Origin of the sequence: Cryobacterium sp. 10I1, from assembly GCF_035019805.1 — a bacterium.
GTDB classification, from domain to species: domain Bacteria; phylum Actinomycetota; class Actinomycetes; order Actinomycetales; family Microbacteriaceae; genus Cryobacterium; species Cryobacterium glucosi.
Genome location: NZ_JASJVF010000086.1, coordinates 1 through 12,778 on the forward strand (window position 1 = coordinate 1; position 12,778 = coordinate 12,778).

Here is a 12,778-nt window from a genome sequence, read left to right on the forward strand (position 1 = left end):
CCCGGGCACGGTTCGGCGCCCTGGGGTGCCCGCAACGCCGCCATCATCGCAGCGGATGCGGTGTACCGGCTCTCCCGGTACCACGCGCCCGTGCAGATCACCCCGGACTGGCGCCGCTACGTCGCTGCGCTCGACCTCGACCCGGCGCTCGCCGCCCGGCTCCTCGACCCCGTGCGCATCATCGACGCCCTGCACGAACTCGGCACCCTCGCCGGCTTCGCGCACGCCTCGACCCACACGACCGTTTCGCCGAACGTCGTGCGGGCCGGTGACAAGGACAATGTCATTCCCGCCCTCGCGACGGTGACCCTCGACATCCGGGTGCTGCCCGGCATCGCGGCGGCGGATGTCGACGCCTACCTCCGCGAGGCGCTCGGCGAGCTCATGGCCGACGTGACGATCGAGGGCGAGGGGTTCGAAGCCGCGACCCGCTCTCCGATCGACACACCGCTCTACGACGCCCTCGGTGCGGCCGCTCGCCGGGCATACCCGAACGCCGACCTGCTGCCGATGCTGAGCGTCGGCGGCTCAGACGCCCGGTTCTACCGCCGCCGCGGCATCCCCGCGTACGGTTTCGCCCTGCTCAGCCGGCGCTGGGACTACGGAATGTTCCGCCAGCTCTTCCACGGCAACGACGAGCGGATCGACGTCGAGTCCGTCTCACTCACGGTGAACGCCCTCGACGCCGTCGTGCGGGACCTGCACGGCTGATCGCTTCACGCGGGGAGTCCCGGGGTCGAGCCGCTCGCAGTTGATAAATTGCATGCAATGCTGCACTGTAAGTAGCAGTTGACGTCCGTCGTCACCTGCTCCGGACCTGCGCTGAGGATGGCCAGTGCATGCACGGGCGGCCGCCGGGGCGACGACCCGGACGAGAGGTCGATTCAGGTGGCACAGCGCGGGTCCGCCAGCGTCGCTTCTCTCCTGCCCGACGCGCCGGGATCGATCCGGGTCTCGTTCATGGCGATTCTCATCGGGACCGTCGCATACGCCGCGTCGACGTTCCTCGTGACCGGCCCCGGCCGCCCCGGGTGGCTCGACGGCTGGTTCTACATCGCGCTCGAACTCGGAGCCGCGACCCTGGTCGGAGCTCGAGTGGTCCTGCGCCCGATCGAGCGCCCCGCCTGGGGAGCGCTTGCCGGCGCACTGTACGCCGTCGCGCTGTCGGACGCGGCCGGCACGGCGGCGGCCGCAACGGACCATGACGCCGCCGGCGTGCTGGATGCGTTCGCCTTCGCACTCGACGCAGCCTTCTTCGGGCTCGCCTTCGCCGGGCTGGTCCTGCTGGTGCGGAAGCGGCTGCCGCCGTCAACGGCCTCCGTGTGGCTCGACGGTGTGATTGCAAGCCTGGGTCTGCTGTCGATCGCGTCTGCGCTCTTCTATCGCGCCGCCGACGAGATCACCGTCGACAGCCTGATCTCCCTCGTCTACGCGGTCGCCCCGCTCGTGCTCGTCGCCATCCTTGTCGGCACGGCCGCCGCCCTCGGCCGGCGTCCGAGTCAGATCTGGGCGCTGTGCACAGCTTCATTCTCGTTGATGGCCCTGGGCAACCTCATCCAGGCGACCGGCCTTCCCGGGCTCGATCTGCCGGGAGCGCCGGTCAACGCGCTCTGGCCGCTCGCCGCCCTGCTCCTCGTGGCCGCGGCCTGGCGGTCCCGGAGCACCCCGAGGCCGGTCGGGTCGGATTCGGCGTTCGTACTGGCGATTCCCTCGATATTCACTCTCGGCGCCCTTGCGGTTGCCCTGGTGAATCAATTCACCTCCCTGTCGTACTTCTCGATCGTCACCGCCGTCGTGACCGTGATGGCTGGTGCCCTGCGCCTGTTGTTCGCGGTGCGGGATGCTGATCGGTTGCGGGTGCGGCAGGTGGAGTTGAATGTGAGTCTGGGGTTGGCGCGGGATGCGGCGTTGGCGGCGACGACGGCGAAGTCGGCGTTTCTGGCGACGATGAGTCATGAGATTCGGACGCCGATGAATGCGGTGATCGGGATGACGGGGTTGTTGCTGGATACCCGGTTGGACGCGGTGCAGCGCGATTATGTGGAGACGGTGCGGCGCAGCGGGGACCTGTTGCTGGATCTGATCAATGACATCCTGGATTTTTCGAAGATCGAGTCGGGTGGCCTGGAGTTGGAGGATCGTCCGTTCGATCTGATTTCGGCGGTGGAGGATTCGGTCGGTTTGTTGGCGGTCGCGGCCGATAAAAAGGGTTTGACGTTGTTGTGTGATTTCGCGGATGGGTGTCCGTCGTGGGTGAGCGGGGACGTGACGCGGTTGCGGCAGGTTCTGGTGAACCTGGTGGGTAATGCGGTGAAGTTCACGGAGTCGGGCACGATCATGGTGCGGATCGAGCCGGCCGGGCTGGTCGTTCCGGGGGAGTCCGGGGTGGTGGCGCTGCGGTTCCTGGTGTCGGATACCGGGATCGGGATTCCTGAGGATCGGATGCCGCGGTTGTTCCAGTCGTTCAGTCAGGTGGATGCGTCCACGACGCGGGTGTATGGCGGTTCGGGTCTGGGGTTGGCGATCAGTCAGGCCCTGGTCGAGATCATGGGGGGCCGGATCGAGGTGACGAGTACCGTCGGGGTCGGCTCCACCTTCGCATTCACCATCGCCTGGCGGGAAAGCCCGTCGCCGGAGCGCCGCGTGACCGAAACGATCTCACTTGCGGGACTCCGCGCGCTGATGGTGGACGACAACGAGGCCAACCGTCGGATCCTGTCCGGTCAGCTCTCCCGGTGGGGGATGAAATGTACCGTGACCGCGACGTCCGATGAGATGATCGCGGACGCCAGGAACAGCCCGGTTCCCGATATCGCGATCCTCGACATGCAACTGCCGGGGATGGACGGCGCTGCAGTCGCCCGGGTGCTGCAGGACCTGCCGGGATGGCAGGACACCCCGATGATCCTGCTCACGAGCATGAGCGCGACACTGAGCAAAGCGCGCAAGGCGCCGTTCGCGGCGGTCCTGACGAAGCCGGTGCGCAGCGCCCAACTGCAACGCGTCGTCATCGAAGTGCTTTCCGGCCAGGTCGCCGCGGGCTCCGAGGTGCCCGCGCGTGCTGACGCAGCTTCCGGATTGCGAATCCTCCTCGCGGAGGACAACCTCGTCAACCAGAAGGTCGCGCAATTGATGCTCGCCAAGGGCGGTCACCGCGTCGACACCGTCAGTAACGGTCTGGAAGCCGTTCAGGCGGTCCAACTCGGCGACTTCGACGTCGTCCTGATGGACGTGCACATGCCGATCGTGGACGGGCTCGAGGCCACGCGGTTGATCCGGGTACTGGGCGACAGTATCCGCCAGCCCATGATCATCGCGCTGACGGCGAGTGTCACGGCGGAAGCGCGCCGGGCCTGTGCCGACGCGGGCATGGACCAGTACCTCAGCAAACCGATCCGGGTCGAGGAACTCGCGGAGGCCCTTGCCCTCACCAGTAGGGTGCCGGTGCCGGTGCCGGTGCCGGTGCCAGTGCCAGTGCCAGTGCCGACTCCGGTGCCGAGTCCGGAGTCGGACCTCGCGGCAGGCCTCTCCACGACGCCGGTGGCCGAGAAAGCACCGGTGCTCGATCCCGAGTTGTTCGGCTACCTCGACGAGATGGGCGCCGAGACCAAGGCAGTTCTGCTGCAACACGTCCTCGACGAAAGCGGCGGCCACCTGGCGGCCCTTCGGGCGGAGCTCGACCGCGGCAACCTGGTGCAGGCCGCGTTCATCGCCCACCGGTTGCGCGGGAGCAGCGCCACGATCGGGGCAAGCGGGCTCGCCGCCGTATGCGGGGAGATCGAAGAATCCGCCAACCATGGTGGACCGGTCACGGAGGATCACCTGGCCAGGCTGGAGGCAGTCATCGCCGAGGTGACGGCGGTGCTCACTCCCCACCTCGCGGCCACGCTCGACGCGAGGTGACCCTGCTCGCCGGGCAGCATCAACCGTCGACCGGGCAACGGTCAGAGTCTGTTCACCGGGGGTACCCGTCACTGTTACCGGCACGCCATACCGTGTGAGCAGTGGCAACATGAGCTGCCGCTCCGAGTGCTCCATCGCACAGTTTTGGGAGAATCCTCATGAAGAGACAGACCTCCGTTTTCACCTCGACCACCCTTGTGACGGCACTGGTCGCGAGCGTCATCCTCACTGGATTCGGCGGTGCCGCTCTAGCGGCCTCAGCCGATGACGGAAACGACAGGGCCCGCGCCACCAACGTCATCTACCTCCTGGGCGATGGCATGGGGCGCACCCACGTCACCGCCGCCCGCGAACGCTACTACGGCGCCGCAGGCAAGCTCGCCATGGAAACGCTGCCTGCCCAGGGCTTTGTCAGTACGTACGCCGTCGAGAAGCTCTCCGGCCAGCCGGGTGCCACCGACTTCAAGCCCAATCCGGTGACCGATTCGGCCTCTGCGGCGACGGCATGGTCGTCCGGTGTCAAGACTTACAACGCGGCCCTCGGCGTCGATGCCAAGGGTACGGTCGTTCCCACGATGATGGAACTGGCCAAGAAGGCCGGCTACCGCACCGGAAACGTCTCGACCGCTGAGATCACGGATGCCACTCCCGCCGGCCAGATGAGCCACGCCCTCGCCAGGGGATGCCAGGGTCCGGTGTACTCCGATGCGGCCTGCCAGGACCTGTCCATCACGGGGGCAGCCCTCCCGACGAGCGACGTACGGGTCACCCCCATCGCCGACCAGATCGCCCGCAACGGCACGGCCGACGTCATCCTGGGTGGCGGGCTCAGCCGTTTCGATGCCGCTGACGAGACGGCGCTCAAGGGGCAGGGCTACTCGGTCCTCGGCTCCATCACCGGCCAGTCGATCGCCACGAAAGCCGACCTGGCCGCCGCCTCCGGTGCCAAGGTCTTCGGACTCTTCAACAAGGGCAACCTGACCGTTGAGAAGACCAAGCAGGACAACCCGTCTTCGGTCCAGGCGCAGGAACCGACCCTGTCGGAGATGACGAGCAAGGCCATTGACTTGCTGCAGAAGGGCAAGAACAACGCGGACAAGAACGACCGGAGCGGAAAGGGAGGCCAGGGGTTCTACCTTCAGATTGAAGGCGCCCTGATCGACAAGCGCTCACACGCCAACGACGCCGCGCAGACCCTCGGCGAGATGAAGGCATTTGATGACGCGGTCGCCATCGTCAAGGACTTTGCCAAGCGAGACGGACACACCCTCGTCATCGTGACCGCGGACCACGAGTGCGCCGGATTCAACATCATCGAGAAGGGCACCTTCACGAACGCCGAGGCCGGGACTCCGCCGGCCAACGTCGACAGCGGGAACTCCGCGAACAACTCCACCCCGACCCGGCCGTCCAATTCCAAGGATGCCGCCCGCTCAACGGGCATCGTGAACGGTGCCGGCGCCGCAGACCCGAAGAACTTCGGGCCGGCGACCTTCCGGACCCCGACGGATGCGGCGGGTGTTGTCGACGGCTCCCCGGACGCCGGACTCTGGTTGACCTATCTCTCCGGCAATCACACCGGGGCGGATGTCCCGGTGTTCGCCACGGGGCCCGGGTCGGATCAGCTCCAGGGCACGATCGATAACACGGCGCTCTTCGGGATAGTCGGGCGCGCGCTCCGAGTGGTGTAGTCGGACCTCGCGTGAAGACCAGATCCGGAATCGCCGCGGCGCTGAGTGTCGTCGCCATCTGTGCGGTCGTCGGCGTTGCCGTGTATGCGGCGGCGACCGGCGCCCACAGTGACGCGCAAACGGCCGCCGCGACGCAGTTCACTCCTCAGGCGACCTTTGCAGGACTGACACCGTCGACCGGGAACCCTGAGCTTGAGAGCCTGAATCTGGTGCACCCGAGCCCGGGGACGATCGTTGCGGCGGCCGGTCCCTTCGACGACCGGTTCGTGCTCGAGGACCTCACCTTCGACGGGGGTGCGGTCTCGGGTGCCGTACGTGTGACGAGCGACGTGAGCGACGTGCTCGACCTCGAGGTGCTGGCCGGGTTCTATGACGCCGATGGTGTCCTGGTCGGCAATGGTCGTTTCGTCCACCACCTGAGCGAGGACACCACCCACACCGAGCCGCCGATAGAACGTCAGGAGTTCACAATCGCGGTACCCGGGGATGTGTCCGGCCGGGCCGTGGCCGTGTCGATCGGGGTCCCGGTCCTCGTCAACGAATGACCAGGTGAGTCGCGGGCCGGCCTGTTCCCCGTGTGCGTTCGCAGGCCGGCCTCTTCTCCGTGTGCGTTCGCAGGCCGGCCTGTTCTCCGTCATGAAGCACCCGCGCTGCACCATTCCTGGTGTGAGCATCGCGACCTCACGCGAGCCTCATTGGGATCAGACCCGGTCATCGTCGCGGAGGATCGTGTTCTTGCTGGTGAGGGGGACGGGTTTCTGTTCGGGGTCGAGTCCGGGTGGTGGGGTGAGCCAGTACTGGCCGGTGTCGTCGCGGGTGATGCGCCAGTGTTCGTTGTGGAGCCTGAGGTGGTCGCCGCGGCAGAGCAGGATGCCCTGGTCGAGGTTGGTCTGGCCGGTGTCCTCTTTCCAGTGTTGGATGTGGTGGGTTTCGGTCCAGGAGGGTGGGCGGTCGCAGCCGGGCCACATGCAGCCGCCGTCGCGGAGGGCGAGGGCCGCGCGTTGGGCGGGGCTGAACGTGCGCTGTTCGCGGCCGAGGTCGACGCCGTGGCCGTGGTCGTCGAAGGTGACGTCGAGGAGTCCGCTGTCGCACCGGTTCCGTTCCACCGTCTCGGCCGAGACCGTCACCGCAGTCCCCTCGATGACGCCGGGCTGGAGCGCGGGTGACGCGGTTTCGGGGTTCGCCGCAGCGTCGGCTGTGGGTGACGGGGCCTCGGTTGGCGCGGCATCGGTGGGTGTGGTTCCCGTGGGCGCGAAACCGGCGGGTGTGGTGCTCCTGGGGCGGATGGTGATCATGCGGACGGCGGGGCTGCGGCTTCCGGCGATGCGCTTGGGGTCGGCCTTCACGCCGAGTCTCATCAGGGCCAGGAACGCGTCCGCGGTGAGCTGCTCGGTGGTGCGCGGGTCGTCCTGCACCTGCTTCGCCCACGCGGCCTGCTCCTTGTCCACGAAGCGGACCCCGCCCCGGCGGGGGCTGGTGATGGCGTCGTAGGTGCTCATCAGGTATTCGCCGTCTTCCGGGGCGAACAACCCGACCATGCGCACCTGTCCCGTGTGGAGTCGCCAGAACCGTAGGGACCGGTCGTCGTAGGCGGCTTTCTCGCGGGCGGCGATGCCGGCTTCATCGAGCACGTCCCGTACCCTTCGGGCGCGCTTGAACAGCTGGTCAGCGTTCAGGGTCCGCGCTTCGGTGAGGAGCCGGGCGAGGGCGGTGGCGAGTTTCTCCGGGGTGATCGCCCGGTCCAGGTCGCCGAGCCCTTTGCGGAGCGAGTCTGCCTTCTCCACGCTCAGCCAGCCCTCGCGCAGGGCCCGGCCGATTGGTGCGTGCCAGGGCGGCACGGCGGCCGGCGGAACCGGCAGTTCGAGCGGCGGTAGGTCCGGGGCGGCGCCGTCGAGGGGCGGGATCTCGTCGAGCAGCTTCTTCGCGTCGGCGGCTTCGCGGGCGGCTTTCTCGGCGGCGTCGGTCTCAGAGAGCAACCGGCCGACCGCGAAGAGCTTGGCAGCGTCCCCTCTGCTCGATCCGGAGATGCTCTGCAGCAGGTCTTCCGGAGTCCGGAAGCCTTGCCGGGCCGCGAGGCCCTTCCCGCCGAGTTCGGGCCGGGACCGCCGGGCCAGGGTTGCGGCGAACCACGCCGCCTGGGTGTCCAAGGCCCGCCGGGCTCCCGCGATCAACATGTGCCCCTCGAGCACCGCTTCATCGCTGAGCGTGTCGACAGCTGCAGACGAACCGCCCAGGCCGGTGACGACATCCGCCATCGACCGCAACCCGTCGAGCACGCCGCCCTGCACCGGGTCACCGTGCACCGGGTCACCCTGCCCCCGGTCGCCGTGCGGCTGATCGGGTGAAGCGGGTGACTCGGGACAGTTGGTCATGCCCCCACGTTACGACCGACCACCGACATTTTTTGAGCATGGCTCAGGTCTGTGGAAACTAGCTCTGATCAGGTACGTGTTGAGGAGATTCCGTCATATTCGCAGCCTGCCGACCTGGCGCAGGTGCTCGACCTCGCCGCGGCGCAGGGCGGCTTCGTCGAGCTCACCTTCCCCGAGGCCGGGCGCTATCCGTTCGTCAGCCACGTCATGTCGGATGCGGAGAAGGGTGCCCGTGGGGTCTTAGCCGCCACACCGTGAATCCGGTCTGAAAACGCCGGGAAGGCGCCCCATGCGGCGTGTCGCACCTCACCGGTGAATTTGTTTCGGCGATGTTTCGCCGCGGTCCTATTCCGGGGCCTCACCGTTTGATCTGGTGTTTATGTTCCGATCACTTCCCTTCGACGAGAATTGTGCGCATTAAAATGAAGTTAATAAGTTTTAAGACGTGGTAGTTTTTCCCCACCTCGCGTGACCCATTCGGGGGAGGAACTTCGGCTGTCGCGAGCGCGGGCATGCCGCACGACCTTGAACAAGGCAACAGCGAGAGGGTCCGACATGGTCCAACTGAAATCCGGGGTCGGAAGAATTCGTTCCGAGTTGATGGTGTCCAAGGGTTGGCTGCAGGGCGTCGCCCTCGTGATGATCTTCGGCTTCGCGGTGATGGGATTCCTCGCCGTGATGACGTACACCGATTCGATGCCCCAGCCCAAACAGGTCGTGGACGAACGGGGAACGGTCGTCTTCACGGGCGCCGAGATCACTGCCGGCCAGCAGACCTTCGTGCAACGCGGCCTTCAGGAATACGGCTCGATCGTCGGACACGGCGGCTATCTCGGTCCCGACTACACTGCCGACTATCTCCGCCGGTCCTCGACCTTCGTCCTCGACGCCCTCACCGCCTCGGGCGTGCAGGACCCGCACGGAGCACTCGTCACGATGGTGCGGACCAACCGGTACGACCCGGCAACGGGAAATCTCGTGTTCACGGACCTGCAGATCAGTGCGTTCGAGTCTGTCCAGAAACACTATGCGGACTTCTTCGGCACTCCGACGACCCAGAACGGGCTGATCCCGAGCGTGATCACCGATCCGGCCGAGATCCACGAGCTCACGGCGTTCTTCGCCTGGACCGCGTGGGGCTCCGCGGCCGAACGGCCGGGGCACAACTACTCGTACACCAACAACTGGCCGGCGGAGAAGCTCGTCGACAACGGGCCCACCGCGGACATCATCGTGTGGAGCGGTCTGTCGCTCATTTCGCTGATGGTCGCCCTCGGCGCGCTGTTCGCCCTCTACGGGCGCTGGAGCAAGCGAATGGGCTGGCAGCACGGAGAAGAGACCCCGCCGCTGTCCTTCAGGCAGCCCGGCGACGTCGCCGTCACCCCCGCCCAGTCTGCGACCGCCTGGTTCTTCTTCGTCGTCGCGTTGATGTTCCTCGCGCAGGCGTTCCTCGGCGCGGCCGTCGAACACTACCGGGTCGATCTGACGAGCTTCTTCGGGATCGACCTCGCCCAGCTGTTGCCGATCAACCTCGCCAGGACCTGGCACGTGCAACTCTCCCTGCTCTGGACAGCAGCCTCGTTCCTCGCGGCAGGGATCTTCCTCGCGCCGTATATCTCGGGTCACGAACCGAAGCGGCAGCACTGGCTCGCATACATCCTCCTGGGAGCCCTCGCCTTGGTCGTCGCCGGTTCCCTAGCGGGAGAAGCCCTCAGCATCTTCGGCGTCACCGCCGCCAAGGACTCGCCGTTCTGGGGGATGCAGTGGGAGTACATCGACCTGCCGAAGTTCTGGCAGGGCTTGCTGACCGTCGGGATGTTCATCTGGATCGCGATCATCTACCGCGGTATCCGGGCCCGGCTGAAGTCTGAACACCGGTTCAACCTGCCGTGGCTGTTCTTCTATTCGGGTCTCTCCATCCCCGCCTTCTACGCCGTCGGCATGCTCGCCGGCAGCGAAGTGACACTGAGCGTCGCCGAATTCTGGCGCTTCTGGGTTGTGCATCTCTGGGTCGAGGACTTCCTCGAACTTTTCACGACCGTCATGGTCGCCTACATCTTCGTGATGCTCGGCGTCGTGCACCGCCGGATCGCGATGCAGATCATCCTGCTCGACGTGATCCTGTACTCCGCGGGCGGAATCCTCGGAACCATGCACCACCTGTACTTCTCGGGAACCCCCGTCGAGCACATGGCGCTGGGTGCGTTCTTCTCCGCACTCGAGGTGATCCCGCTGACGTTCCTCACTGTGGAAGCGTGGAGCTTCCTGCAACTCGGGGCCCGCCAGCAATCCCGAAGCGCCGCCCCGTTCCCACACCGCTGGTCGGTGATGTTCCTCGTGGCCGTCGGCTTCTGGAACTTCCTCGGCGCCGGCGTCTTCGGATTCCTGATCAACCTCCCGATCGTCTCGTACTACGAGATCGGCACCGCCCTGACCGCCAACCATGCCCACGCGTCGATGATGGGCGTCTACGGGATGATGGGCGTGGGACTATCCCTCTTCGCCCTGCGCTACCTGATTCCGGCCAAACGCTGGCCGGACCGGCTCGCCAAGATCTCGTTCTGGTCGCTCAACATCGGCCTGGCCTGGATGACCTTCGCGACGCTCCTGCCGCTCGGTGTGCTGCAGTTGTGGCACTCCGTCAGCGATGGCTACTTCGAGGCCCGCAGCATGAACTTCATCACCGGAACCGGCAACACGGTCCTGGAATGGCTGCGGATGCCCGGCGACCTCGTCTTCATCTTCGGGGGAGTCGTTCCGTTCGTCTGGATCGCCTGGCTGGGCGTGCGGTACCGCATCAAGGGAACCACCCAGGATGTCCCGATGGAGGCCCTCTTCGTGGAGGCGCAGCCCGCCGGGGCGGTCGGCGGCACTTCCGATGCGGGTGTCGATGGCGCGACACCGGAGTCCGGGTACGGGTCGGGCTACCGCAGGCGCGTCGCCGATCAGGACGGTGAGAACCGGCCGGACAGGGGCGCGTGATGGAGACGGTCAATCCTGACGTCTGGTTCGCCCTCGGCTACGGCGGCTTCCTGCTGCTCGTGGCGCATGTCCTGGACATCCTGGCCCGGCGCACGGCGGCGGCGACGACGAGCGCGCGGTCCGGGGGATTCGAGTACCACGAGGGACACGACGCCTGGACCTGTTCCGAAGACCAGTGGCTCTGGCCGATCTCCTTCGACCCGGAGAATCGGGTGACCCGGTACCGCGCTTCCCCGACCGTCTGCAATCCGTGCCCGGTCAAGGACGACTGCACTCCGTCCCACGCGGGCCGGGAGGTCGTGCGGAACATCGATTCCTGGCCGAGCTCCGAAGCCGAGCGATTCCACAGGGGGATCGCCTGTGCCGTCGTGGTCCTCGGGGTCATCTGGCCGATCGCCGTCATGTTCCAGGGCCGCACCGGCCTCGAACTGCTCATCCTGGGAGTCGTGTCCGCGATCATCGCAGCGGGCAGCTGGCCGCTCTGGTCCCATCTCCGACGCGCTCCCGCGCGCTTCCCCGATCACCTCACGGCGCTCGGACTCGAAGACAACGAGGACCAGCGGGCCGCCATCTCGGCGAACGAACTCGCCAGGCGGAGCGGCTACGGCAGCATCCGCAAGACGGGACCGCGCACGGTCCCCGGAAAGGAAGCCCGATGACCGGAATACTCGTGACGGCCGGCGTCATCCTCCTGATCGTCGTGGTCTGGTTGACCGTCGCCTTCACGGTCCTGCAGGAGTACGAGCGGGGGGTCGCCTTCCGGTTCGGCCGCCTTCGGCAGCTCCGCGAACCCGGAGTGCAGATGGTCTTTCCGGGCATCGACACGATGGTCAGGGTGGACCTGCGTATCGTCACCCTCACGATTCCGCCGCAGGACGTCATCACCAAGGACAACGTGCCCGCGCGGGTCAATGCCGTCGTGCTCTTCCAGGTCACCGACCCGCTGCGGTCCGTGATGGCGGTTGAGAACCACGCGGTGGCGACCTCACAGATGGCCCAGACGACCCTGCGCTCCGTCGTCGGGCGAGCGGACCTCGACACCCTGCTCGCGCATCGGGCCGACCTGAACGAGGATCTGGCCAGGAGTATCAATGCGCAGACAGAGCCGTGGGGAGTCCAGGTCAAGGTCGTCGAGATCAAGGACGTCGAGATTCCCCAGGCCATGCAGCGCGCCATGGCGCGCGAGGCCGAAGCCGAGCGGGAGAGGCGGGCGAAGATCATCAACGCCCACGGCGAACTGCAGGCCTCGGAAGAGCTCGGCCAGGCCGCGGAGATCCTCAGCCGCAATCCGGCGTCGCTCCAGCTGCGCTACCTGCAGACCCTGCTCGAGCTCGGCGCGGACCACAACTCGACCGTGGTCTTCCCGCTGCCGATGGACATCATCGGGCCGTTCCTGAAGAAAGTACCGCAGTGGCTCGACCCAACCGAGCCCGGCCGTCCCGGCCAGACTCACGGAGAGAAAACGGATGTGACCGACCATGGCTGACACAGTGCACGCGGAGCGGGGCACGCATGTGCCGACGATCGGTTCGGCTCACGACCGGGGTGTCAGCATCCGCCTGATGCTGATCGGGGTGCTCGTCGGGCTGTTCGGTCCCATCGGCGGCTTCCTCGGCGGCACGATCGTCAACGCCGACCACACTATCGCCGGCCTCGAACCACTGTTCGTCTGGCTCTTCCTCGGCATGATCGTCGGTGGGATCGGCGTCACGGTCGGCATCATCGGCGCCTTGCGCTGGGTTCGCGGCAACCACCACCTCGAATAGCGCTCCGAACCAATTCGACGGAGTTCGTGCCGTTCGGGTCGCCCCACCCGCCCAGGTGCCGAAA

General features: G+C 66.7%; 10 protein-coding genes. 9 read left to right on the plus strand and 1 reads right to left on the minus strand.

Features of this window, described 5'->3' with window-relative positions; translation table 11 throughout:
- The 4 genes from QN345_RS09465 to QN345_RS09480 all read left to right on the plus strand — a co-directional run.
- Positions 1–711 (plus strand): M20/M25/M40 family metallo-hydrolase (locus tag QN345_RS09465; RefSeq protein WP_323508601.1); only part of this gene is annotated, 711 nt, incomplete at its 5' end.
- Positions 712–960: 249 nt separating this feature from the next.
- Positions 961–3,903, plus strand: a complete 2,943-nt coding sequence (locus QN345_RS09470; RefSeq protein WP_323508602.1) for a hybrid sensor histidine kinase/response regulator — start codon at positions 961–963, stop codon at positions 3,901–3,903.
- A 158-nt stretch (positions 3,904–4,061) separates the two neighbouring features.
- Positions 4,062–5,594, plus strand: a complete 1,533-nt coding sequence (locus tag QN345_RS09475) for an alkaline phosphatase (protein ID WP_322136971.1) — start codon at positions 4,062–4,064, stop codon at positions 5,592–5,594.
- 11 nt (positions 5,595–5,605) lie between these two features.
- On the plus strand, positions 5,606–6,139 hold the full coding sequence (locus tag QN345_RS09480) for a hypothetical protein (RefSeq protein WP_322188752.1): 534 nt from the start codon (positions 5,606–5,608) through the stop codon (positions 6,137–6,139).
- Between the two features lie 156 nt (positions 6,140–6,295).
- Here QN345_RS09480 and QN345_RS09485 read toward each other — a convergent pair whose 3' ends face one another.
- On the minus strand, positions 6,296–7,966 hold the full coding sequence (locus QN345_RS09485) for an HNH endonuclease signature motif containing protein (protein ID WP_323508603.1): 1,671 nt from the start codon (positions 7,964–7,966) through the stop codon (positions 6,296–6,298).
- 51 nt (positions 7,967–8,017) lie between these two features.
- Between QN345_RS09485 and QN345_RS09490 the strand changes: the two genes are divergently transcribed.
- From QN345_RS09490 to QN345_RS09510, 5 genes are all read left to right on the plus strand, one after another.
- The gene (locus QN345_RS09490; protein WP_134448892.1) at positions 8,018–8,224 is read left to right on the plus strand and encodes a hypothetical protein; all 207 of its coding nucleotides are present in this window, start codon (positions 8,018–8,020) and stop codon (positions 8,222–8,224) included.
- Positions 8,225–8,521: 297 nt separating this feature from the next.
- On the plus strand, positions 8,522–10,948 hold the full coding sequence (locus tag QN345_RS09495; protein WP_322189622.1) for a nitric-oxide reductase large subunit: 2,427 nt from the start codon (positions 8,522–8,524) through the stop codon (positions 10,946–10,948).
- Positions 10,948–11,607 (plus strand): hypothetical protein, encoded by a 660-nt coding sequence (locus tag QN345_RS09500; RefSeq protein ID WP_134448894.1) that lies wholly within the window; start codon positions 10,948–10,950, stop codon positions 11,605–11,607. The genes QN345_RS09495 and QN345_RS09500 overlap by 1 nt, the downstream gene beginning before the upstream one ends.
- Positions 11,604–12,434: a slipin family protein gene (locus tag QN345_RS09505; RefSeq protein WP_322189623.1), complete on the plus strand. Its 831-nt coding sequence runs from the start codon at positions 11,604–11,606 to the stop codon at positions 12,432–12,434. The genes QN345_RS09500 and QN345_RS09505 overlap by 4 nt, the downstream gene beginning before the upstream one ends.
- Complete coding sequence (locus QN345_RS09510; protein ID WP_134560194.1) at positions 12,427–12,714, plus strand: hypothetical protein; 288 nt, start codon at positions 12,427–12,429, stop codon at positions 12,712–12,714. Before QN345_RS09505 ends, QN345_RS09510 begins: the two co-directional genes overlap by 8 nt.
- Positions 12,715–12,778 lie beyond the last annotated feature (64 nt).